Annotated in this window: 19 protein-coding genes and 1 tRNA gene; 4 read left to right on the top strand and 16 right to left on the bottom strand. The window is 61.1% G+C overall.

Annotation, left to right across the window (positions count from 1 at the left end; genetic code table 11):
* Window positions 1–2: 2 nt before the first annotated feature.
* Together BLX42_RS20700 and BLX42_RS20695 are read right to left on the bottom strand one after the other, a co-directional pair.
* Window positions 3–1,685 carry an NAD(P)/FAD-dependent oxidoreductase gene (locus tag BLX42_RS20700; RefSeq protein WP_012316579.1) on the bottom strand — a complete coding sequence of 561 codons (1,683 nt, stop codon included), beginning with the start codon at window positions 1,683–1,685 and terminating at the stop codon, window positions 3–5.
* A 190-nt stretch (window positions 1,686–1,875) separates the two neighbouring features.
* Window positions 1,876–2,337, bottom strand: coding sequence for an Lrp/AsnC family transcriptional regulator (locus tag BLX42_RS20695; protein ID WP_046787562.1), 462 nt, complete (start codon window positions 2,335–2,337; stop codon window positions 1,876–1,878).
* A 124-nt stretch (window positions 2,338–2,461) separates the two neighbouring features.
* On the opposite strand from BLX42_RS20695, the gene BLX42_RS20690 reads away from it, so the two are divergent.
* Window positions 2,462–3,019 (top strand): serine acetyltransferase, encoded by a 558-nt coding sequence (locus tag BLX42_RS20690; protein WP_115273043.1) that lies wholly within the window; start codon window positions 2,462–2,464, stop codon window positions 3,017–3,019.
* A 120-nt stretch (window positions 3,020–3,139) separates the two neighbouring features.
* On the opposite strand, the gene BLX42_RS20685 is transcribed toward BLX42_RS20690, so the two are convergent.
* From BLX42_RS20685 to rpsU, 6 genes are all read right to left on the bottom strand, one after another.
* Entirely contained in the window at window positions 3,140–4,279 is a 1,140-nt protein-coding gene (locus BLX42_RS20685) for a Fic family protein (RefSeq protein WP_161872511.1), read from the bottom strand.
* 269 nt (window positions 4,280–4,548) lie between these two features.
* Window positions 4,549–4,625 (bottom strand) — tRNA-Ile (locus BLX42_RS20680).
* A gap of 16 nt (window positions 4,626–4,641) precedes the next feature.
* Window positions 4,642–8,385: an EAL domain-containing protein gene (locus tag BLX42_RS20675; protein WP_161872510.1), complete on the bottom strand. Its 3,744-nt coding sequence runs from the start codon at window positions 8,383–8,385 to the stop codon at window positions 4,642–4,644.
* Between the two features lie 121 nt (window positions 8,386–8,506).
* A complete protein-coding gene (rpoD, locus tag BLX42_RS20670) occupies window positions 8,507–10,357 on the bottom strand; it encodes an RNA polymerase sigma factor RpoD (RefSeq protein ID WP_046787566.1) in 1,851 nt (616 codons plus the stop codon).
* A gap of 67 nt (window positions 10,358–10,424) precedes the next feature.
* A complete protein-coding gene (gene dnaG / locus BLX42_RS20665; protein WP_161872509.1) occupies window positions 10,425–12,407 on the bottom strand; it encodes a DNA primase in 1,983 nt (660 codons plus the stop codon).
* Between the two features lie 299 nt (window positions 12,408–12,706).
* The gene (rpsU, locus tag BLX42_RS20660; protein ID WP_003255575.1) at window positions 12,707–12,922 is read right to left on the bottom strand and encodes a 30S ribosomal protein S21; all 216 of its coding nucleotides are present in this window, start codon (window positions 12,920–12,922) and stop codon (window positions 12,707–12,709) included.
* Window positions 12,923–13,126: 204 nt separating this feature from the next.
* On the opposite strand from rpsU, the gene tsaD reads away from it, so the two are divergent.
* Window positions 13,127–14,152, top strand: coding sequence for a tRNA (adenosine(37)-N6)-threonylcarbamoyltransferase complex transferase subunit TsaD (tsaD, locus tag BLX42_RS20655; RefSeq protein WP_012316572.1), 1,026 nt, complete (start codon window positions 13,127–13,129; stop codon window positions 14,150–14,152).
* Between the two features lie 16 nt (window positions 14,153–14,168).
* Here tsaD and plsY read toward each other — a convergent pair whose 3' ends face one another.
* Window positions 14,169–14,738, bottom strand: coding sequence for a glycerol-3-phosphate 1-O-acyltransferase PlsY (plsY, locus tag BLX42_RS20650; protein ID WP_161872508.1), 570 nt, complete (start codon window positions 14,736–14,738; stop codon window positions 14,169–14,171).
* Window positions 14,739–14,812: 74 nt separating this feature from the next.
* Between plsY and folB the strand changes: the two genes are divergently transcribed.
* Together folB and folK are read left to right on the top strand one after the other, a co-directional pair.
* Window positions 14,813–15,169 carry a dihydroneopterin aldolase gene (gene folB, locus BLX42_RS20645; RefSeq protein ID WP_009682799.1) on the top strand — a complete coding sequence of 119 codons (357 nt, stop codon included), beginning with the start codon at window positions 14,813–14,815 and terminating at the stop codon, window positions 15,167–15,169.
* Entirely contained in the window at window positions 15,160–15,669 is a 510-nt protein-coding gene (folK, locus tag BLX42_RS20640) for a 2-amino-4-hydroxy-6-hydroxymethyldihydropteridine diphosphokinase (protein WP_161872507.1), read from the top strand. Before folB ends, folK begins: the two co-directional genes overlap by 10 nt.
* A gap of 59 nt (window positions 15,670–15,728) precedes the next feature.
* Here the strand turns inward: folK and BLX42_RS20635 are convergent, their stop codons facing one another.
* The 7 genes from BLX42_RS20635 to apaG form a co-directional block, all read right to left on the bottom strand.
* Window positions 15,729–16,841 carry a multifunctional CCA addition/repair protein gene (locus BLX42_RS20635; protein WP_161872506.1) on the bottom strand — a complete coding sequence of 371 codons (1,113 nt, stop codon included), beginning with the start codon at window positions 16,839–16,841 and terminating at the stop codon, window positions 15,729–15,731.
* 58 nt (window positions 16,842–16,899) lie between these two features.
* The gene (locus BLX42_RS20630) at window positions 16,900–18,468 is read right to left on the bottom strand and encodes a SpoVR family protein (RefSeq protein WP_046787570.1); all 1,569 of its coding nucleotides are present in this window, start codon (window positions 18,466–18,468) and stop codon (window positions 16,900–16,902) included.
* On the bottom strand, window positions 18,465–19,736 hold the full coding sequence (locus BLX42_RS20625) for a YeaH/YhbH family protein (protein WP_012316567.1): 1,272 nt from the start codon (window positions 19,734–19,736) through the stop codon (window positions 18,465–18,467). The genes BLX42_RS20630 and BLX42_RS20625 overlap by 4 nt, the downstream gene beginning before the upstream one ends.
* Before the next feature lie 176 nt (window positions 19,737–19,912).
* Window positions 19,913–21,835: a PrkA family serine protein kinase gene (locus BLX42_RS20620; RefSeq protein ID WP_012316566.1), complete on the bottom strand. Its 1,923-nt coding sequence runs from the start codon at window positions 21,833–21,835 to the stop codon at window positions 19,913–19,915.
* Window positions 21,836–22,116: 281 nt separating this feature from the next.
* A complete protein-coding gene (gene glpE, locus BLX42_RS20615; RefSeq protein ID WP_046787571.1) occupies window positions 22,117–22,446 on the bottom strand; it encodes a thiosulfate sulfurtransferase GlpE in 330 nt (109 codons plus the stop codon).
* A gap of 15 nt (window positions 22,447–22,461) precedes the next feature.
* A complete protein-coding gene (locus BLX42_RS20610) occupies window positions 22,462–23,328 on the bottom strand; it encodes a symmetrical bis(5'-nucleosyl)-tetraphosphatase (RefSeq protein ID WP_115273034.1) in 867 nt (288 codons plus the stop codon).
* A complete protein-coding gene (gene apaG / locus BLX42_RS20605) occupies window positions 23,328–23,708 on the bottom strand; it encodes a Co2+/Mg2+ efflux protein ApaG (protein ID WP_012316563.1) in 381 nt (126 codons plus the stop codon). The genes BLX42_RS20610 and apaG overlap by 1 nt, the downstream gene beginning before the upstream one ends.
* Window positions 23,709–23,772: the final 64 nt, after the last annotated feature.

The raw sequence follows: 23,772 nt of genomic DNA, 5'->3' as shown, positions 1-23,772 counted from the left end.
TCTCAGTCTGCCAGGGCGATCGGCCCGATCTCGTCGAACACGTCGCCTGGGCCTGGATTGTCCGGATGGGTCTGGCCACCGAAGTGGTTCATGATACCCCACACCGCATTCAGCGAAGTCTGCACTGCCCCCTCGACCCAGGCCGGGGTCCACGACACGTCATCGCCGGCAATGAACATCCCGCGCTGCTCCATTGGCATGTCCTGCTGCATGAAGTGCGCGTACATCCGTTGGTTGTAGCGATAGTGGCCAGGCAGTGCGCCCTTGAAGGCACCGAGGAAGTGCGGGTCGGCCTCCCAGGAAATGGTGATCGGGTCGCCGATGATATGCCCGGCGATATCGGTCTTGGGGTAGATCTTCTTCAGTGCATCCAGGGCCAGTTGCACGCGTTTCTCCACTGGGTGCGGGAGCATCTTCAGGGCGTCGCTCATCCAGGCGTAGGACAGGCAGATCACGCCGGGCTTGTCGTCGCCGTTATCGAACAGGTAGGTGCCGCGGGTCAGCCGATCAGTGAGGGTCATGCTCATCAGGTCGCGGCCGGTTTGCGGGTCTTTGTCCTTCCAGAACGGGCGATCGACCATGACGAAGGTTTTCGACGACTGCATGTAGCGGGTACGGTCCAGGGCCATCCACATCTTTTGCGAGAACAGTGATTCTTCACAATCGATCTGGGTGGTCAGCAGCCAGCTCTGGCAGGTGGCGAGCACGGCGCCGTAGTGGCGGGTGTCGCCCCAGTTGTCGGTGACGGCCAGGCGCCCGTCGGCTGCGCGGGCGATGCGCTTTACCCCGGTGCGTGGTGCGCCGCCATGCAGTGCGCTCAGGCTGGTGCCCTCGGGCCAGTGGGCGCAGCGCTCCGGTACATGGCGCCAGATGCCCTGCGGTACCTGCTCCACACCGCCGACGATCAGGTGCTGGTGGTCGTCGCAGTTGGTCATCACCACACGGAAGATTTCCAGCATCGAGTTGGGGAAGTCCGAGTCCCAGCCGCCTGTGCCGAAGCCGACCTGGCCGAACACCTCGCGGTGCTGGAAGCTCAGTTGGGCGAACGAGCGCGAGGTGGCGACGAAGTCGTAGAAGGTGCGGTCGTCCCACAGCGGTACCAGCTTGTTCCACAGCGCTTTGAGGCGCGGAACATCGCGATCGCGGATCGCCTGCTGGATATCGGCGAACTGCGCGCCGCTTTCCAGTGCGTCGGCCCAGGCATCGGCTACCTCGTGGAACAGTTTGGGCAAATCGCTGACTTTTTCGGCGTAGTAGGTCTGGCCTTCCAGGTCGATCACCGTGCTGCCGGATGCCGGTGTCAGCGGGTTGGGGAAGGGCTTGGTTTCCAGGCCCAGCTTGTCCACATAGTGGTAGAAGGCGGTGGAGGACACCGGAAAGCGCATGCCGCCGAGCTCGGCGATGACCCCGTCGGTGCCATTGAAGGCCTGGGAGCGCAGTCGGCCACCCATTTTCGAGGCCTCATACACCACAGGCTTGAGCCCCAGCTTCATCAGCTCGTAGGCTGCCACCAGGCCTGCGATGCCGGCACCGACGATAGCGACTTCCTCACCGTGGCGATCAGCCGGAATGCTGCCCAGCCCAGCCGGGTGCTCCAGCCAGTCGTCGAAGCCGAACGGGAAGTCCGGGCCGAAGATGGTGATGGGTTTCTTGCCGTCGGCCGGGTGGCGGTTTTTCTTGTTCATTGCTGTGACCTTGCCAGAGCGGCTGCGCAGGGGCGGAGCCTGAGTATAGGAGATGCCTGGTGGTCATTTTAGGGAGCGGGGGGTTCGTAATTAAGATGCAAAACGCCGTCGTATTGGCTTTTTTTTCGTCATAACGACATGACTATAAATACTTGTGACGATTTTTGCTCGGCAACTGTACCGCTGTCATCTAGACGGGCTGGCCGCGGTCCACTTTGCTGCTGAGGATGATCGAGGTGGTGGTCTTCTCCACGCCCTCGACGCTGCCGATCTGGTCCAGCAGCTGGTCCAGTTGTTCTGGCGAATCGCTGCGCAGCCACGCTACGTAATCGAACTCGCCGCTGACCGCGCACAATTGCTGCACTTGCCCCATGGCAGCCAGGCGCCGCACCACGTCCTTGCCGGAGCGCGGTTGCACCTTGATCCCGACATAGGCTTGCAGGCCGCCATCGACCAGGCGCTGGCCCAGGCGCACGCCATACCCGGTGATGACTTTTCCCTTCTCCAGCCGCGCCAGGCGCGAGTTGACGGTGGTGCGAGCGATACCCAGATGGCGGGCAAGGGTGGCGACGCTTTCGCGGGCATTGATCTGCAGCAGGGCGATCAGTTGGTGATCGATTTCATCGAGGGCGATTGGGCGGGGATTCGACATGGCGAGTCTCTACAGTGGGCTTGCTAGCCTAGCCACGCAGCGCCAATCAGGGCAAGGCAAAGTGCTGCTGCGTGGCTGACTTAATTGCGGCATGATGATTGGCAGACTTTAGTGGACCCACCGTGTGAACTTCGAAACTTTGCTGGAATGCTGGCGGCAGGAAGTCTCCAACAAGAAAAAGCCCGGGCGCCGTACCAGCCTGTTCTTCAACGTGCTGCGACGTGCGCGCAAGGACAACAAGCTGCGCTTTCTTTTCGCCTACCGCCTGGCGCAGTACCTTGATGCCCGCGGCGGCCTGAGCAGGCGATACGCCCGCGGCATGCAGCAGCGCCTCAATCTCAAATACGCCGTGGATATCGACATCGGCGCGCAAATAGCTCCCGGCCTTCGTATCGCCCATCTGCCAGGCGTGGTGATCACCCGCCACGCAAGCATCGGGCGTAATTTTTTCATACGGCAGAATTGCTCGGTCGGGATCAAGACCCTTGGCCTGGACCATTACTCGCTGTGCATAGGCGAGAACGTCAGCCTCGGTGCCAATAGCTGCATCGTTGCTGACCACATCAGCATCGGCAACAACGTGGTCATTGGGGCCATGTCTCTGGTGACCCGAGACATTCCTCCCGATAGCACCTTCTACAATCCGCGCCAGCGGCACATGCAGCCACGGCAGGATTCTTGAGAGCCTGAAAATGAAGAAAGCCGCGCAATCGCGCGGCTTTCTTGTATCGGGTGTCCACACGGACTCGAACTGGCGTAATGGCAGGATCGTGTCGCGTTGCGCTGTTTTGTCGCTGCGAGGTCAGCCTTGAGCGTTTTCCGGGTGCTGTAGCTGGTAGCGCGTGCTGCGCCCGCCGCCGGGCAGTCGGGCAAGGCAGCCCTTCTCGACAAGATCGCTCAGGTGGCGCGTGGCGGTGGCTTTCGAGACCTTGGCCACGGCCTGGTATTGCGCGGCGCTGATGCCGTTCTCGAAATCTCTCTCGCCGCCATCGAGCAGGCGGTTAAGCACTTTGACCTGCTCGGCAGATAAGGCTTGGCTGCGGTGAGCCTGCCAGAAGCGCGCCTTGGCCAGCACGCGGTCTATACGAGCAAGGGCTTGCTCCAGACTCTTGAGCAGCGTTGCGAGGAACCATTGCAGCCAGGCGGTGATATCCAGCGTGCCCTTCTGGCTGGCCTCCAGGATGCGGTAATAGCCGGCACGATCGTCGAGGATGCTAGCCGACATGGCGTAAAAGCGGATAGCCTGCTGTTCGCCCTGAGCCAAAGCCAAGTCGGTGATGGCACGTGTAAGACGACCATTGCCGTCATCGAATGGGTGCAGGGTAACGAACCAGAAGTGCGCAATGCCGGCACGCAAGAATGGGTCGAGGCTCGCATCGCTGCGGCTGCTCTGGAACCAGGCAAAGAAGTCGTCCAGTTGCGCTTCCAGCCCGGCGCGAGGTGGGGCCTGGAAATGTACGGTAGGGCGCTCGAGACGACCGGAAACTACCTGCATGGGCTCTTCGCCGCGCAGCACGCCGACGCGTAGCGGGCGGGCCATCAAGTGGTCATCGCTGGGGAACAGCCAAGCATGCCAGGCGAACAGCCGCTGCAGAACGAGCGGCTGCTGATAGGCGCGGGTGGCATCGAGCAGCAGTTGCGCCAGGCCTTCGGATCGAGAGGTGGTGCGACCTTCCTCGTTCAGCCCCAGGCGCCGCGCCAGCGACGAGCGTACCGAGCCGACATTCAGCTGCTCACACTCGATGGCGGATGAAGTGACGATATTCTGCAGTAGGGCATCCAGGCTGCTCTGCACTTGCGTGTCACTACTTACAGCTCCCAGCATCCCGAGCAAGCGGCCTTGAGCCTGGCCGCAAGCGCGCAGCAGCGGGGCAAGTGCATCGGCTTGCCAGCTAAAGTGCGCCCAGTTGGGCTGCTGCCAGATCCAGAGCGGTTCATTCATGGAGGGGTGCTCTTTTTTGAGCCGATTAACGAGCTTATTCGGCTCATTTGGTGAGCCGATAATGCCGGCTATTCGGCTCCCTGTCCAACTCCACTAGTGTCAGGAACTCAGAATACAAGCCTCTTTTGTGGTGGTGTTGTCAGCGGCGGGAGGCGTTCTTCCTCTGCAGGCAAGCGCCGATCTTGGGGATTTTTACCCTTGGGCCGTAGGATCGGTCTAGCTGTTTTCCTGCAGACATGAAAAAGCCGCGCAATGCGCGGCTTTGAAGGTGGTGGGCCCACACGGACTCGAACCGTGGACCAAAGGATTATGAGTCCTCTGCTCTAACCAACTGAGCTATAGGCCCTCAGTAAGTGCCCGGATTATAACGAGGGTTTCGAAAGCGTGCCATCCGAAAGATCGGTTAGTGCTATGCGAAGAAACGCCGCTGCAAAATCATCTGGTGGCAGCGGCAGGCTGACGATATAGCCCTGGATCTGTTCACAACCTTCGGCGGCCAGGAACCGTTGCTGCGCCTGGTTCTCCACGCCTTCGGCAATGATGGTCAACTGCATGCTACGCCCCAGCGCGATGATGGCGCGGGCGATGGCTGCATCGTGCGGGTCGTCCGGCAAGCCGCGGATGAACGACTTGTCGATCTTGAGGATGTCCAGTGGCAGGCGCTTGAGGTAGCTCAGGGATGAGTAACCGGTGCCGAAATCATCGATTGCCAATTGCACACCCAGCTGCTTTAGCTGGTGCAGCACGGCCAGGGCTTCTTCGGCCTGGCTCATGATGAAGTTTTCGGTAATTTCCAGCTGCAGGTCGCCTGCCTTCAGTTGGTAAGTCTTGAGCAACTGCTCGATGCGCTTGGCCAGGCCATGGTGGCGCAGCTGCGCCCCGGCGAGGTTTATCGACAGCGGGCCGAAGGCTTGGTAGTGCTTCTTCCAATGGTGCATCTGCCGGCAGGCCTGCTCCAGCACCCAGTCGCCGAGCTGCAGGATGGTGCCATTCTCTTCGGCGAGGTGGATGAAGTGCTCTGGCGGCACCTCGCCGAAGCTGGGGTGGCTCCAGCGGATCAGCGCTTCGGCGCCAACCAGGGTCTGGGTCTTGAGGCTGAACTTGGGCTGGTAGCACAGGCTCATTTCGTCGCGTTCTATGGCGCGGCGCAGCTCGTGCTCCAGGGCAATACGTTCGCTGGCCTGGGCTGTGAGGTCACGGGTGTAGGCTTCGACGCGGTTGCGGCCTTTGGCCTTGGAGCGGTACATGGCGGCGTCGGCGTTGCGGATCAGTGTGGCGACGTCGGTGCCGTCCTGGGGATAGAGGCTGATGCCGATACTCGCGCTGGTGAAAAACTCGTGTTCGCCGGCCTGGAAGGGGGCGCTGAAGCAGGACAGCAGTTTGTTGGCGATGGCGCTGGCGTCACTGGGTTTGTGCAGGCCGGGCAGCAGGATGATGAACTCGTCGCCACCCAGGCGCGCCACGGTGTCGACGTCGCGCACTTGCTCCTTGAGACGCTGGGCGATGCCCTTGAGCAGCAGGTCGCCGACCGGATGGCCGAGGCTGTCGTTGATGTGCTTGAAGCGATCAAGGTCAAGGAACAGCACCGCGCCCTGGCGGTTGGAGGCTTGCGGGCAGGTGAGCGCGGCCTGCAGGCGGTTTTCGAACAGCGCGCGGTTGGGCAGGCCGGTGAGCGGGTCGTGGTGAGCCTGGTAGTCGAGCTTGGCCTGAGCGTGCTTGAGGCTGGAGATGTCGGCAAACACGGCGACAAAGTGGGTGATCTCGCGGTCGCTATTGCGCACCGCGCTGATGGTCAGCCAGCCCGGGTAAAGTTCGCCATTCTTGCGTTTGTTGTAGATCTCGCCCTGCCAATGGCCTTCGGCTGTGAGCTGATGCCACATGGCGGCGTAAAAGGCGCTGTCATGCTGACCGGAGGCAAGCAGGCGCGGAGTCTGGCCCAGGGCTTCGGTCTCGTTGTAGCCGGTGATTTCGCTGAACGCACGGTTTACCGCGCTGATGCGCTGGTCGATATCGGTGATCAGCACGCCTTCGGCGGTGTTTTCGAACACGGTGGCGGCCAGTTGCAGTTTTTCCTGCATCAGGTGGCGCTCGGTGATGTCGCGGGCGATGGTCAGCATGCAGTCGACGCCGGCAATCGGCAGTGGCCGTGCGGACAGCTCGCAAAGGCGTATCTGCCCGTCGCTGCGGCGGATATGGCAGCTGAAATCGCGCACAAAACCATCGTGGGAGAGTTGAGCGATCAGGCGTTTACGTTCGTTGAGGTCGACCCAGATGCCCAGGTCGAAAGACGTCTGGTCCAGGGCAGGATCGAGGTCATAGCCGGTCAGCCGGCAGAAGCCCTCGTTGACCTCGATCAGCAGGCCATCGCTCTGGCGCGACAGCAGCAGGCCGTCCGGAGACGCGTGGAAGGCCTTGGCGAATTTCTCTTCGGAGGTTTGCAGTTGCTGCTGGGTTTCTTTCAGTTGGCTGATGTCGCGAACCGCCACGACGAAAGCCAAGGTGCCATCCAGCTCGAAGGTTTCGGCAGAGGTCAGGCCCGTGAACAATTGGCCATTGCTGCGACGGAAGCTCATTTCCAGGTTGCGGATACCTCCCTGGTGCAGGCGCTCGAGCAGCAATGGCCCGGCACCTTGCGCACCCCACAGGTTCAGCTCTGTAGCGGTGCGGCCGACCACCTGACCTGGGGTCAGGCCGATCTGCTCCTCGAAAGCTTCGTTGACCTCCAGCAGGCACCCATCACTGTGGCGCGCAATCAACAGGATGTCGGGGCATTGCTGGAATACCGAAGCGAACTTCTGCTCCGACAGGCGCAGGGCGTCTTCAGTGCGCTTGGTTTCGCTGATGTCGATCATCAGCCCGCGCATCACAGGCCGGTGGCCGTGCTCGATCATGCTGACGATGTTGCGCACCCAGAGTGAATGGCCATCGGCACGCATCACCCTGTAATCGAGGCTGTGGTCGCGCCCGGCTGCTGTTTCACTTTCGCAGTAGGCCTGGGCCCAGAGTGCGTCCTCCGGGTGCAGGATGCTGCGCCAGAAACCTGGTTTGAGCCATTCATGCAAAGGGTAGCCAAGCAGGTCTTCGGCATGGGGTGAGACGTAGCTATAGGTGAAGTCATTGGCGTCAGCTTCCCAGGCGATGGCTGAGAGGCTTTCGATCAGCCCGCGGTAGTGGTATTCGCTGCTGCGCAGTTCCTGTTCCAGGGCAATGCGCCTGGATATTTCCGAGCTGAGGCGGCGGTTGATGCGGATCACCACGGCCAGGATGGCGATCAGCAAAAGGACGCCGGGCAGGCCGTACATGAGCATGTCATTCCAGAACGTGCGTTGATCGACCACATTGCCGACCCAGCGTTGCTGGATCTGCCTGATCTCGTCACTCGACATGTCGGCCATGACCTTGTCGAGGATGCCGACCAGGACCTTCTTGTCGCGCGGTGCGGCCATGGCCAGCTGATAGCGATAGGGCGTTTCGCCGCTGACATAAAGGCCGTCCAGCTTGAGCTGGCGCAGGCTCCAGATGCTCGAGGCGAGGTCACCGACCACAGCATCCACCTCATCGGTGGCCAGTGCCTGCAAGGTCGAGCTGACATTGGGCATGGCGACCAGGTTGAGATCTGGATGGTGGGTACGCAGCAGTTCGTGTGGAGCGTAATTCTCCACCACAGCGATCTTCAGGCCGTACAGGTCCTTCAGTGTGCGGGGTTGCTGGCCGCCTTCATGGGCCAGGATAACGATGGGGAAATCCAGATAAGGGCGTGTGAAAGCCAGGAAGCCCTGGCGTTCGGGGGTTGACATGACGCCGGGTAAAAGGTCGATGCGGCTTTCGCGCGCCTGTTCAAGTACCTCGGTCCAGGTGCTGGGTTCGACCGGCTTGAATGCCACGCCCAGACGGTCCTGGAGCATGGCAATGTAATCGGCGGCCAATCCCTGGTACCGGCCTTGCTGGTCACGAAATTCGAACGGTGGCCAGGAGGCGTCGACGCCCAGCTTCAACTGCGGGTGGGCAGCGAGCCAGGTTTTTTCCTCGTCTGTCAGGGTCAGGGCGCCGGCCGTTGTGTTCCACAGGATCAGGAGCAGCAACAGAATGGCCGGCATTGGCGGCATGGCAGCCTCGCATTCAGGTGGTCTGAATTCGAGTGTAGACGGGCAATCGCCGCGAAGGGTAGCTACTTGCCACGACCTTTTGTCACATAAGAAAAACCCCGGCCTGGGCCGGGGTTCGTCATCACTCGTCGAGGAAGGATCGCAGGTGCTCGCTGCGCGTCGGGTGGCGCAATTTGCGCAACGCCTTCGCTTCGATCTGACGGATCCGTTCACGGGTCACGTCGAACTGCTTGCCCACTTCTTCGAGGGTGTGGTCGGTGTTCATGTCGATACCGAAACGCATGCGCAGCACCTTGGCTTCGCGTGCGGTCAGGCCCGAAAGCACGTCGCGGGTCGCTTCCTTGAGGCTTTCGACCGTGGCCACGTCGATCGGGGACTGCATGGTCGAGTCCTCGATGAAGTCGCCCAGGTGCGAATCTTCATCGTCACCGATCGGGGTTTCCATGGAGATCGGCTCTTTGGCGATCTTCAAGACCTTGCGGATCTTGTCCTCAGGCATCTCCATGCGCTCACCGAGCTCTTCCGGGGTCGGTTCGCGACCCATTTCCTGCAGCATCTGCCGGGAAATACGGTTGAGCTTGTTGATCGTCTCGATCATGTGCACCGGGATACGAATGGTGCGTGCCTGGTCGGCGATCGAGCGGGTAATCGCCTGACGAATCCACCAGGTGGCGTAGGTCGAGAACTTGTAACCGCGACGGTATTCGAACTTGTCCACCGCTTTCATCAGGCCGATGTTGCCTTCCTGAATCAGGTCGAGGAACTGCAGGCCGCGGTTGGTGTACTTCTTGGCGATGGAAATCACCAGACGCAGGTTCGCCTCGACCATTTCTTTCTTGGCGCGGCGAGCCTTGGCCTCACCGATGGACATGCGGCGGTTGATGTCCTTGATCTCGGCAACGGTCAGGCCGGTCTCGGTCTCAAGGTCGATCAACTTTTGCTGGCAGGCGACGATGGCGGCGTCCTTTTCACCCAGGGCAGCAGCCCATTTGGTGTTGCGCTTGGCCAGGTCACCGCTCCAGGTCTGGTCGGTCTCGTTGCTCGGGAACAGGCGCAGGAAGTCTGCACGCGGCATGCGCGCATCACGTACGCACAGTTGCATGATGGCACGCTCTTGCTGACGCAGGCGGGCCAGGGCATCACGAACGCGCTCGACCAGCACCTCGAACTGCTTGGGCACCAACTTGATCGGCATGAACAGATCGGCCAGGGCCTGCATTGCACCGATGCTCTCGGCGTGGCTGCGGCCATGCTTTTTCAGCACCTTGAGGGTGATGGCGAGCTGATCCGATACCGCGCCGAAACGCTGGGCTGCAACGACTGGGTCCGGACCGCTCTCGGTCTCTTCCTCATCGTCACTGCTATCGTCGCTTTCTTCCTCGTCGTCGGCCTCTTCCTTCGTGGCTGCGGCCTTGGCGCCAGGGATCGGCACTTCTTCGGTCGGAGCAGCGATATTGTCGTCAGGGTCGATGTAACCGCTGAGAACATCGGACAGACGGCCACCTTCGGTGGTGACGCGGTCGTATTCACCGAGGATGTAGTCAACTGTGCCCGGGAAGTGGGCAATAGCGCCCATCACTTCACGGATGCCTTCCTCGATACGCTTGGCGATTTCGATTTCGCCTTCGCGGGTCAGGAGCTCGACCGTACCCATTTCGCGCATGTACATGCGCACTGGGTCGGTCGTGCGGCCGATATCGGTTTCAACGGCCGCCAACGCAGCAGCGGCTTCTTCGGCCGCGGCTTCGTCGGTGTCGGCTTCCGCCAACAGAAGGGCATCCGCATCCGGAGCACTCTCGAATACGTTGATCCCCATGTCGTTGATCATGCGGATGATGTCTTCCACCTGTTCAGGATCTGAAATATCCTCAGGCAGGTGGTCGTTGACCTCCGCGTAAGTCAGGTAGCCCTGCTCACGACCGCGGGTGATCAATTCTTTGATACGAGACTGCTGTTGCGCTTTTCCGGACATAACACCCTATCCACTGAAGGTCTTGGCGGGCAAAAAACAAGCCGAGGATTATACCCGAGCATGGGCCTCACGCGCCAGATGAGGTCGGCGTTTGTGCGGGAACATTCCGGCTCAGCAGGGCGAGAAGCTGAGATTTTTCCTCGCTGCTCAACTCGCTTTGACGTGCTTTCCTGAGCAGATGTTCCAGGCTGCGCTCGCGTTGGCGGGCGGACAAGCTAGTTATAGTGTCGAAAAACTGTTGTTCAAGGTTGTCGGCCACGATCAGCCATTCCTTTTCTGCCAGGGCTCGCAGCAAGCGGCCCTGTTCAGTGCCGTGCCAGCGTGCGATCAGCTGCATTGAGCTTAGCCCAGGATTTTTCTGCGCGGCCTCGATCAGCGCCACCAGCAACTGGCTGTAGAGGTGCTCTTCGTCGGCAAAGTGGCTGGCGTCCTCGACTTTGCCGGCCAGCAGCGGGTGGTGCAGCAGCGTGCGCAAGGCCGCCAGGGTCGGGGGTTCCACCGGTGCCGGCGTGCGTGGCGGCGCTTCATCGCGCTGCTGCCACGGCTTGCCTCTCTTGCGGTTCTTGTCCCAGGGCTTGTCGCTCCACGGCTTCTTGCCGCCCCCCTTGTTCGGCTTCCACTGCTGCTCCTGCTGCGCCGGGGCGTAGTCGTGTTGCGGCATGTCGCCATAGTCGGGGGTGTAGCTGGCCATGGCGTCGTAGTCGTAGCCAGGGTCATAGTCCGGCACGCTGTTGGCGGCAGGCGCCTGCTGGGCCAACTGCTCGACCTGCTGTGGATCGAGGCCGGTAATTTCCTTCAGGCGATTGCGCATCAGCTGGCGCAGGTTGGCGCCGGGGATTTTTTCGATCAACGGTGCAGCCAGGGTCGCCATGTGCGCCTTGCCTTCAAGCGAGCGCGGGTCGGCCTCGACGCTCAGTTGCTCGAAGAAATAGTCGGCCAGCGGCTGGGCGTGCTGGTTGATGCGCGCCATGAAGGCATCGGTGCCCTCTGCGCGTACCAGGCTGTCCGGGTCTTCGCCTTCAGGCAGGAACAGGAAGCGCGCACGGCGCCCGTCCTGCAGTGCCGAGAGGGTCGACTCCAGGGCGCGCCAGGCGGCCTTGCGCCCGGCCTGGTCGCCGTCGAAGCAGAACAGTACGCTGGGCACCACGCGAAACAGGCGCTTGAGGTGTTCTTCGCTGGTGGCGGTGCCGAGTGTGGCTACGGCGTTGCGCAGGCCTTGCTGGGCCAGGGCGATGACATCCATGTAACCCTCGACGACGATGATCTCGTCGAGGTTGCGGTTGTGCTTGCGCGCCTCATACAGCCCGTAAAGTTCCTGGCCCTTATGGAATACCGGGGTCTCCGGGGAGTTGAGGTACTTGGGCTTGTCGTCGCCCAGAACGCGGCCGCCAAAGGCGATGATGCGCCCGCGGCTGTCGCGTATCGGGAACATCACCCGGTCGCGGAAGCGGTCGTAGCGTTTGCCGCTTTCGGCGTTTTCGATCAGCAGGCCGGCGTCGATCATCACCTTCTGTTGCAGGGTGTCCGCGCCGAGGTGCTTGAGCAGGTTGTCCCAGCCGGGTGGTGCGAACCCAAGGCCGAAGTCGCGGGCAATTTCGCCCGACAGGCCGCGGCCCTTGAGGTAGTCCACTGCGGCTTTTCGGGTCGGGTGGCTGCGCAGGGCCTGGCGGTAGAATTCCGAGGCTGCATCCAGCAGTGGGTAAAGCGGCGAGTCTGTAGGCTGTCGTGGCTTCTGACCGCGCCGGCCTTCCTCGCGGGGCACTTCCATGCCTGCGGCACGGGCCAGTTCCTCGACGGCCTGGGGGAAGTCCAGGTTGTCGTGGTCCATGACGAAGCCCAGGGCGTTGCCGCCTGCGCCGCAACCGAAGCAGTAATAGAACTGCTTGTCCGGGCTGACCGTGAAGGACGGGGTTTTCTCTTTGTGGAACGGGCAACAGGCAGAGTAGTTCTTGCCGGCCTTTTTCAGCTGGACGCGCGAACTCACCACGTCGACGATGTCGAGGCGGTTGATCAGGTCGTCAATGAAGCTTTGGGGAATCAGCCCGGCCATGGCAGTCTCGTCATCTGGCAACTGGCAAGTCTAAACGCTAGCGCGCCGTTAGGGGCAAGAGCTGCTAGGGGATGTGCGAGGGAATGTGTGCTCGTCGGTAGCCTCCAGGTAACCAGGGGCTCGTCAGTGAGGACGTGCACGACTGGTCGAAACCAGCTCTGACGTTTTGATGCGCTTTGCCCATTGCAGGTTGCGATGGACGCCTTGAACTAGCTGCTCAAGGTTGAAACAAACCGCTGCCATCGGCCCGGCGGTGAGCCGGGCAGGGCAGAAGCTTTGCGTAGAACGGCTGTACTGTATTAGTACAGACGAACGGCGCGGCGCTGTTCGCGCTGAACTTTCTTGGCGTGACGCTTAACAGCAGCAGCTGCTTTACGCTTACGCTCGGCGGTCGGCTTCTCGTAAAACTCGCGGCTACGAACTTCAGCCAGTACACCGGCTTTTTCGCAGGAGCGCTTGAAACGACGCAGAGCTACGTCGAAGGGTTCGTTCTCTTTAACTTTGACGGCTGGCATCCAGGGCTACCTTAATTCATTACCGGGGTAGACGTGCTCCTGGCAAAACAAAGGTGTGCTGGAGAACGTCGGTTTTCAAGGGTTGCGGATGTTAACCCTTAGCAAGCCGGAATGCAAAGCCTCTGATCGAAAACCGCTGGTCGGCACCCGGCACGGGGACTATCATGCGCGGCTTCGAAATCAGCCCCCACAAGGGACGAGCCCATGCTAGTACTGGGATTGGAAACATCCTGCGACGAAACCGGCGTCGCATTATACGACAGCGAACGCGGTTTGTTGGCCGACGCGCTGTTCAGCCAGATCGACCTGCACCGCGTGTTTGGCGGGGTGGTACCCGAGCTTGCCTCACGGGACCACGTCAAGCGCATGCTGCCCCTGATCCGCCAGGTGCTGGACGAGGCGGGCTGCGTGGCCACCGAGATCGACGCCATTGCCTACACCGCAGGCCCTGGCCTGGTCGGAGCGCTGCTGGTGGGTGCGTCCTGCGCCCAGGCTCTGGCTTTCGCATGGGATATTCCGGCGATCGGCGTGCACCATATGGAAGGCCATCTGTTGGCGCCCATGCTTGAGGAAAATCCTCCGCAGTTTCCGTTCGTCGCTTTGTTGGTGTCTGGGGGGCATACCCAGCTGGTTCGGGTCGATGGCATCGGCCAGTACGAGTTGCTGGGCGAGAGCCTGGATGACGCTGCTGGCGAAGCGTTCGACAAGACTGCCAAGCTGATCGGCCTCAATTACCCGGGTGGCCCGGAAATCGCTCGCCTGGCAGAACGGGGCGTACCGGGGCGTTTTGTGTTCCCGCGGCCGATGACCGACCGTCCGGGCCTGGCGTTCAGCTTCAGTGGCCTGAAGACCTTTGCCCTGAACACTTGGCAGCAGTGCCGCGATGCTGGTGACGACAACGAGCAAACCCGTTGCGACGTGTCCCTGGCGTTCCAGCAGGCTGTGGTGGAGACTCTGACCATCAAGTGCAAGCGCGCACTGAAGCAGACCGGCCTCAAGCGTCTGGTGATTGCCGGTGGCGTGAGCGCCAACAAGGCATTGCGTGCCTCCCTCGAGGACATGCTCGGCAGTATCAAAGGCAACGTGTACTACGCGCGTCCCCAATTCTGTACCGACAACGGCGCGATGATCGCCTATGCCGGTTGCCAGCGGCTGTTGGCCGGGCAGCAGCAGGACCTGGCGATCAGCGTGCAGGCGCGCTGGCCGATGGAGCAGTTGCCACCGTTGTAAGCCGCTTGCGTGTGCGTCAGAAGTGGCGTTCGCGCCCGGCGAACAGGTCGCGCAGGTTATTGCGGTGGCGCCAGACGATCATCACGGTCAGCACGCTGATCGGCAGCAGGGCCGCTGGCTCGCGCCAGGCCAGCAGTGGCAGGGTCAGCGGTGTAGCGATCAGCGCGGCCAGCGAGCTGGTGCGGGTGAGGTAGAACGTCAGCAGCCAGGCGCCGATGGCCAGTAGCGCGGCGGGGAAGTACAGGCCCATGAGCATGCCGGCCGCCGTGGCTACACCCTTGCCGCCCTGGAAGCGGAAGTACACTGGGAACAGGTGGCCGAGCACCGCGCAGACGCCTACCCAGGCCTGCTCTTGCAGGTCGAGCCCGGCCAGGCGTGCCAGCATTACGGGCAGCAAGCCCTTGCACAGGTCGCCAAGCAGGGTCAGGATCGCCATTTTGCGGCCCGCCAGGCGTAGCATGTTGGTGGCGCCGGCATTGCCCGAACCGCAGGAGCGCGGGTCCGGGCTGCCCGAAAGGCGGCTGAGGACGATGGCGAAGGACAGCGAGCCGAGCAGGTAGGCGAGCAGCGCCAGTAACCAAAACATGCTAACTATTCCGGGCGAGGACGCCCTGATTCTAACGGCGCCAGTCGCCCTTGTCGTGCTGTGGAGAGAAGTGCTTGGACAGAGTGTTCATCGAAGGCCTGGAAGTCGATACCGTCATCGGTGCCTATGACTGGGAACGGGATATTCGCCAGTGCCTGCGCCTGGACCTGAGTTTCGCCTGGGACAATCGCCCGGCAGCGGCTGGCGATGATCTGAACCTGGCGTTGGACTATGCCAGTGTTTCGGCGCGTATCCAGGCCTTTGCCGAGCAGGCGCGTTTCGAACTGGTGGAGACGTTCGCCGAACGGCTGGTCGCGGCCCTGATGGAAGAGTTCCACATCCCTTGGGTGCGGCTCAAGCTGACCAAGCCGGGTGCGGTCCCTGCGGCCCGAGGCGGTGTTGGCGTGGAGATCGAGCGCGGATGTCTCTGAGCACGGTTTACCTGGGCCTGGGCAGCAACATCGATCGCCATGCGCACCTGTGCGCAGGGCTCGATGCATTGGCGGCGATCCTCTGTGACATGCGTTGTTCTCCGGCGTTCGAAAGCCAGGCTGTGGGGATCAAGAGCGGCCCATTCATCAACTTCGTGGTGACGGGCAAGACCGACCTTGGGTTGATGGAGCTGGACCGCCGGCTCAAGTTCATCGAGGCTGACAATGGCCGCTACGCGCCCGACCGCAAGGGCCTGCCGCTGGATATCGATGTGCTGATGTATGACGATCTGCATGGCACGTTCGATGGGCTGGTGTTGCCCAGGGCCGAGATTCTGAAGAACGCGTTCGTGCTATGGCCGTTGGCGCTGCTGGCGCCTGAGCTGGTGCACCCGGGAGAGGGTAAGAGCATGGCCCGGTTGTGGCAGGAGGCCAATATCGACCAGGTGCTGGCGCCGGTCGCGTATGAATGGCGCGGTTTGCAGCTTACCAGCGTCTGAGCCGGGGTGATCGCTGCTCGTACTGGCCCCTTTGCGGGTAGGTACGAGCAGTCGGGCGATCAGTTTTCGGCATTGGCCTTGTAGGCCTTCAGTGCCTCCAGGCGCTGATGCTTCAGCGCCTCCCCCAATGCCTGCCCGGTCAGCCCTGCTTCCACCAGGGGCTTCGCCTCTACCGCCCTGGCGGCCGCTGCCGCTGCGCGCAGGTAATCCGCCTGTGGATAAGCCTGTGCGCTTCCTTGGGCAACCATTTGGCACACGGAAATGAAATCCTCGAAGCGTTGTGGTCGCCGATACACGTCGAACTTCTGAAGCAATGCCAGCATGTCTTCTGGCTCCAGCTGCAAGGCCCTGTGGCCGTTGCTGGCGCATTCACCCACCAGCATGGCCAGTTCCTGGCATTCACGCGGCGCCTTGAAGCGCTGGTTGAGCGCTTTGATCGAAGCTGGCTCCAGGCTATGCAGCAGGCAGGCCCAGCGAATGTGCAGGGGCTGATGATGTTTGGCTGCTTGCGTCAGTGCCGCCAGCGCAGCCGCATCTCCCTCAAGCTCAGGCATCAGTTGTTTAAGTGCTGCACAGTCGCTCAGCACGTTGATGAACACCTGTGGCTCGTCTTCCATCAGCGCTCGCTCGATCTCTTTCCAGCTGCGTTCAGCCGTCAGCGCCTGCAGTTCGCCAGAATTCGCGATCTGCTTCATCAGCTCCAGTGTTTCATCGGCGACCCTGAACCCCAACGGCGCATAGCGTGCGGCAAAGCGGGCAACACGCAGTACGCGCAAGGGGTCTTCGGCGAATGCCGGGGACACATGGCGCAGAAGGCGTTGCTCAAGATCGGCCCGACCGTGAAAGGGGTCCAGAACGTTCCCCTGATCATCCTCGGCCATGGCATTGATGGTGAGGTCGCGACGGATCAGGTCTTCTTCGAGGGTCACCTCGGGGCTGGCGTGGAAGGTAAAACCGCCATAGCCGCGTCCGCTCTTGCGCTCGGTACGCGCCAGGGCATATTCCTCGCCCGTCTTGGGGTGCAGGAAAACCGGGAAGTCAGCGCCAACCGGGCGAAAGCCCTTGGCGTGCATTTCTTCGACGCTGGCACCCACCACCAGCCAATCGATGTCACTGACCGGGCGCCCGAGCAGGCGGTCGCGCACGGCGCCGCCGACTTTGTAGATTTGCATGTGCAGCCTCCATTACTGCCCACAGGATACCCTGTCGGCAGCAATGGTGGTGTGCAGGCTAGAGGTGATGGATGACGGCCAGGTCCATGCGGCCGTAGTCGCCGGCTTCGCCATGCTCGCCACGCGGTGGCATGTGGTGGGTCTTGACCACTTGATCGCCTTGCACGGTTTCCAGGTGGATGTCGAAGCCCCAAAGGCGGTGCAGGTGCTTGAGCACCTCCTCGGTGGAGTCACCCAGCGGTTTGCGGTTGTGTTGCTGGTGGCGCAAGGTCAGGGAGCGGTCGCCGCGGCGGTCGATACTCCAGATCTGTACGTTGGGTTCGCGGTTGCCCAGGTTGTACTGGGCCGCGAGTTGCTCGCGTATCGCCCGGTAGCCAGCTTCGTCATGGATCGCAGGCACCAGCAGGTCGTCGCGCTGGTCGTCATCCAGGATGCTGAACAGCTTGAGGTCGCGGATCACTTTGGGAGACAGGTACTGCAGGATGAAGCTCTCATCCTTGAAGCTGCTCATGGCGAATTTGATGGTCGACAGCCAATCACTGCCGGCAATGTCCGGGAACCAGCGGCGATCTTCCTCGGTAGGGTTTTCGCACATGCGGCGGATGTCGGTGTACATGGCGAAACCCAGGGCATAAGGGTTGATGCCGCTGTAATAAGGGCTGTCGAAGCCGGGCTGGAACACCACACTGGTGTGCGACTGAAGAAATTCCATGATGAAGCCGTCGGTTACCAGGCCTTCGTCGTACAGGTCGTTCATCAGGGTGTAGTGCCAGAAGGTCGCCCAGCCTTCGTTCATGACCTGCGTCTGGCGTTGGGGGTAGAAGTACTGCGCGATCTTACGCACGATACGCACCACTTCGCGCTGCCAAGGCTCGAGTAGCGGGGCGTGTTTTTCGATGAAGTAAAGGATGTTTTCCTGCGGTTCGGCGGGGAAGCGCGCATCATCGCGGTCGCCGCCTTTCTCTGCGCCTTTGGGAATGGTGCGCCACAGGTCGTTGATCTGGCGTTGCAGGTGCTCCTCGCGCTCCTTCTGGCGGCGCCGCTCCTCCTCGGCGGAGATCGGGTAGGGGCGTTTGTAGCGGTCCACGCCGTAGTTCATCAAGGCGTGGCAGGAGTCGATCAGGTCTTCGACAGCATCGATGCCGTGGCGCTCTTCGCACTGGGCGATGTACTGCTTGGCGAACACCAGGTAGTCGATGATCGAACTGGCATCGGTCCATGTGCGGAACAGGTAATTGCCTTTGAAGAAACTGTTGTGGCCATAGCAGGCGTGGGCAATCACCAGTGCCTGCATGCACATGGTGTTTTCTTCCATCAGGTAGGCGATGCAGGGGTCGGAGTTGATCACGATCTCGTAGGCCAGGCCCATCTGGCCGCGGCTATAGGACTTCTCGGTGCTGAGGAACTGTTTACCGTAGGACCAGTGGTGATAGCCCAGCGGCATGCCGACGGAGGCATACGCGTCCATCATCTGCTCGGCTGTGATCACTTCGATCTGATTGGGGTAGGTGTCCAGGGCATAACGTTCGGCCAAACGGCTGATCTCCCGATCGTAGGTCTGGATCAGCTCGAACGTCCACTCGGACCCGGTGGAAATGGGTTGGCGTCTCTGTTCTCTGGCGCTCATGTGGCTAACCTGCGCTGGAAGAGTTCACGGAAGACCGGGTAAATGTCACCGGCCGAAACCAACTGCTGCTGGGCGAACGTGTCGGGGAAAGCTTCGCCGATACGCTCGTATTCGTACCACAGCGCCTGATGCTCGCGGGGGGTGATCTCCACGTAAGTGTAGTACTGCACGTGCGGCATGATCTGTTTGGAAAGGATCTCACGGCAGATGGGCGAGTCGTCGTTCCAGTTGTCGCCGTCGGAAGCCTGGGCGGCATAAATGTTCCAGTCACTGGCCGGGTAACGTTCGGCCATGATCTCCTGCATCATCTTGAGTGCACTGGAAACGATGGTGCCGCCGGTCTCGCGGGAATAGAAGAACTCTTCTTCGTCCACTTCGCGGGCACTGGTGTGGTGGCGGATGAACACCACCTCGATGCGGTCATAGTTGCGCTTGAGGAACAGGTACAACAGGATGAAGAACCGCTTGGCGATGTCCTTGGTGGCCTGGGTCATCGAGCCGGACACGTCCATCAGGCAGAACATCACGGCCTTGGAACTGGGGTTGGGCTGCTTGACCAGCAGGTTGTACTTGAGGTCGAAGGTATCCAGGAACGGCAGGCGGTTGATACGGGCCTTGAGCCGCTCGATCTCTTGCTCGACCTCCTGGATGTCGGTGAAGTTGTCGGGCTCCTCGACTTTCAACCGGGCCAGTTCCTTCTGCGCCTCGCGCAGCAGTGCGCGGCTGCTGCCGGTCAAGGCGATACGCCGGGCATGGGCCGAGCGCAGGGTGCGCACGATATTGATGCGCGACGGGTTGCCTTCGTTGGCGATACCGGCGCGCACGGTCTTGAAGGTGTCGGCACCGGTCAGGTGGCGTTTGACCAGGTTGGGCAGCTCGAGATCTTCGAACATGAACTCGAGGAACTCTTCCTGGGTGATCTGGAAGACGAAGTCGTCCATGCCCTCGCCGGAGTTGCCTGCCTTGCCGCGGCCACCACCGCCGCCACCGCCCTGCGGCCGGGCGATATGTTCGCCAGCAGTGAATTCCTTGTTGCCCGGATGCACGATGGTCTGCTTGCCGCCGCGGCCATGGTGCAGCACCGGTTCGTCGATATCACGTCCCGGGATGCTGATCTGCTCGCCGTGCTCCATGTCCATGATGGAGCGACGGCTTACGGCCTCTTCGACGGCTTTCTTGATGTGTTCACGGTAGCGCCGCAAGAAACGCTGGCGGTTGACCGTGCTCTTGTTCTTGCCGTTCAGGCGTCGGTCGATAACGTAGCTCATGGTCCCTCCGGTGACTGGATGCAGCTGCAACTGCAAGCCACAAGCTTCAAGCCACAAGCTTCAAGAAAGAGCAGCCAGCGCTGCTGCAGGCTGTGGCGTCGGGTTTGAACCGAGCGCGCACAACTTGCAGCTTGCTGCTGGCGGCTTGGAGCTTGCTGCAGGAGCAGCTTGCCGCTTTATTGCGATTTCCTGACCCGCAGGTACCATTCCGACAGCAGGCGCACCTGTTTATCGGTGTAGCCACGCTCCACCATCCGCGTGACGAAGTCGTTGTGTTTCTGTTGATCTTCTTTGCTGGCCTTGGCGTTGAAGCTGATGACTGGCAGCAAGTCTTCGGTGTTGGAGAACATTTTCTTCTCGATCACCACCCGCAGCTTCTCGTAGCTGAGCCAGCTTGGGTTCTTGCCGTTGTTGTTGGCACGGGCACGCAGTACGAAGTTGACGATCTCGTTGCGGAAATCCTTCGGATTGCTGATGCCAGCTGGTTTTTCGATCTTTTCCAGCTCTTCGTTCAGGGCAATGCGGTTGAGGATCTCGCCAGTTTCCGGGTCGCGGTATTCCTGATCCTGGATCCAGAAGTCGGCGTACAGCACGTAGCGGTCGAAGATGTTCTGACCGTATTCGCTGTAGGACTCGAGGTAGGCGGTCTGGATTTCCTTGCCGATGAACTCGATGTAGCGTGGCGCCAGGTATTCCTTCAGGTAGCGCAGGTAGCGTTCACGCACTTCCGCCGGGAATTGCTCCTGTTCGATCTGCTGTTCCAGCACATAGAGCAGGTGCACGGGGTTGGCCGCCACTTCGTGCGGGTCGAAGTTGAACACCTTGGAGAGAATCTTGAAGGCGAAACGCGTGGACAGGCCGTTCATCCCTTCATCGACACCCGCAGAATCGCGGTACTCCTGGATCGATTTGGCTTTCGGGTCGGTATCCTTGAGGTTTTCGCCATCGTAGACACGCATCTTGGAGTAGATGTTGGAGTTTTCCGGCTCCTTCAGGCGTGAGAGCACCGTGAACTGGGCGAGCATCTTGAGCGTATCGGGTGCGCAATGGGCCTTGGCCAGCGAACTGTTGACCAGCAGTTTGTCGTAGATCTTGATCTCGTCGCTGACGCGCAGGCAGTACGGCACCTTGACGATGTAGATCCGGTCGATGAACGCCTCGTTGTTTTTGTTGTTGCGGAAGGTGTGCCACTCCGATTCGTTGGAGTGGGCCAGCAGGATCCCGGAATAAGGGATCGCGCCCAGGCCTTCGGTACTGTTGTAGTTGCCTTCCTGGGTGGCGGTCAGCAGCGGGTGCAGCACTTTGATGGGCGCCTTGAACATCTCGACGAATTCCATCAGGCCCTGGTTGGCCCGGCAAAGCGCACCCGAGTAACTGTAGGCGTCGGCATCGTTCTGCGGGAATTCCTCGAGCTTGCGGATGTCCACCTTGCCGACCAGGGCCGAGATGTCCTGGTTGTTTTCGTCGCCTGGCTCGGTCTTGGCGATAGCGATCTGGTTGAGGATCGAGGGGTACAGCTTGACCACCCTGAACTTGCTGATGTCGCCACCGAACTCCTGCAGACGCTTGGTGGCCCATGGCGACATGATGGTGTTCAGGTAGCGCCGCGAGATGCCGTACTCTTCTTCGAGGATGGCGCCATCTTCAGTGGCGTTGAACAGGCCCAGCGGCGACTCGAAAACCGGCGAGTCCTTGATCGCGTAGAAAGGGACCTTTTCCATCAGCTGCTTGAGCTTTTCGGCCAGCGACGATTTGCCGCCACCCACCGGGCCCAGCAGATAGAGGATCTGTTTCTTCTCTTCAAGGCCTTGGGCGGCGTGGCGGAAGTAGGAAACGATCTGGTCGATGCACTCTTCCATGCCATGGAAGTCGGCAAAGGCCGGATACCGGCGGATCACCTTGTTGGAGAAAATGCGCGACAGTCTGGAGTTGCTTGAGGTGTCGATCAGTTCCGGCTCGCCGATGGCCAGCAACAGCCGTTCAGCCGCCGATGCGTAGGCACTGCGATCCTCTTTGCACAGCTCGAGGTACTCCTGCAGCGAGAGTTCTTCCTGGCGCGTAGACTCGAAACGTTGTTGGAAGTGGCTAAAAATACTCATGACGTCACCTCGCTCGATACGTGGAGACGACGCCGGATCAGTCAGCTGATGCTGGCATGCAACCGGGCTTGCCGATTGCTGTATACCCCCCAGAACACCCTGTAACGCTACCGATGACCCGCACGCCGGTGTACCGGCTCTCCCCTTTTTTGGATGGCCTGCGCTTAAGAATAGTTGGTTATCCGCAAGGTCAAGGGCAAGCGGCGCAGAAGTTGTCGGCGACCGTTCGTCAGGTGAGGCGCGAGCCCGCGTGGGGCGCGGGCTGGAGTGGAATTAAAAAATTATTCAGGGGTGCCTTGCGCGGTCTCGTCCGGGTAGGTGGTGCGCCACAGCTCGAAGCCGCCATCGACGCTGTAAACGTCGGAAAAACCTTGGCCGACCAGGTACGCGGCCGCGCTCTGGCTGGAGTTGCCGTGGTAGCAGACCACCAGGGTCGGGGCATCCAGGTCGGCATTGCGGATGAAGTCGGCAACCGAATGATTGTCCAGGTGCCGGGCGCCGGCGATGTGGCCGGCGGCATAGGCCTGCGGGTCGCGAATGTCGACGACGACCGCACCTTGCGCGCGCAAGGCCAGGGCCTGCTCGGGAGGGATGCGTTTGAATTCGCTCATGGGTAAGGCTTTCCTTCAGGGCTGATCGTTAAGTTTAGTCGGTTGTGCCGGCGGGCGCAGGGTGCCGTCGTCGGCGCAGTCGCAGCGCAGGTATTCACCGCTGTCGACATTGTAGAGGGTCATGGTGCCACCCCATACACAGCCCGTATCGAGGGCGATGATGCCGGGCTCCTCGACGCGCCCTTCGAGTGCGGCCCAGTGGCCAAAGATGATCTTCACATGCCGCGAGCGGCGGTCCTTGTGCGCGAACCAGGGCTTGTAACCTTTCGGTGCCGTGCCCAGCCCTTCCTTGCTCTTGAGGTCGAGCTTGCCTGTGCCAGTGCAGAAGCGCATGCGGGTCAGGTAGTTTGTGATCACCCGAAGGCGCTCGACGCCGCTGAGGTTCTTGCTCCACTTGTTTGGCTCGTTGCCGTACATGCCATCGAGGTACAGCTTCAGGCGCTCGTCATCGCGCAGCACCTCCTCGACTTCGCCAGCCAGCTCCAGGGCTTTGCCCAGTGTCCACTGGGGGGGGATGCCAGCGTGCACCAAGGCAATGCCGCGCGGCTCGTCATAGTGGAGCAGCTTCTGTTGGCGCAGCCAGTCGAGCAGTTGATCGGCATCTGGCGCCTCGATGATTTCGCGCAGGGTATCGCTTTTCTTCAGGCGTTCGACATTTTGCCATGCAGCCAGCAGGTGCAGGTCATGGTTGCCCAGCACGCAGGTCAGCGAGTGGCGGATCGAGTAGAGGTAGCGCAGTGTCTGCAGCGATTCAGGCCCGCGGTTGACCAGGTCACCGACCAGCCACAGGCGATCGACAGCCGGGTCGAACTTGACGCGCTCCAGCAGGCACTTGAGGGGTTGCAGGCAGCCTTGCAGGTCACCGACGGCGTAGGTAGCCATCAGTGCAGGGCCCCCGGCACCGCCAGGCGGAAGGGGGCAATGTCGGCCTCGAAGCGTTTGCCGTCCTCGGCGAACATCTGGTAGCTGCCCTGCATGGTGCCCACGCGGGTGCTGATCACTGCACCGCTGCTGTACGTGTGGCTCTGGCCCGGCTCGATGGTCGGTTGTTGGCCGATCACACCTGCGCCGCGTACCTCCTCCACTTCACCATCACCGTTGGTGATCAGCCAGTGTCGAGACATCAGCTTGGCTTTGATCGAGCCATTGTTCTGCACTGTTATGGTGTACGCGAATGCAAAGCGATCGCTTTCGGGGTCGGATTGGTCTTTCAGATAGCGGGTCACGACGCTGACGTCGATCTGGTAACGGGGATCGGACATGCATGGGCCTTGGTCAAACAAGCGAATACGGCGATACATGCAGTCTAGGCCATTGGCGGGGGGG

This window comes from Pseudomonas sp. SG-MS2 (assembly GCF_009933855.1).
Lineage (GTDB): Bacteria > Pseudomonadota > Gammaproteobacteria > Pseudomonadales > Pseudomonadaceae > Aquipseudomonas > Aquipseudomonas putida_E.
Note: the sequence above shows the minus strand (reverse complement) of the source record. Positions and strands in the feature narration are given on the sequence as shown.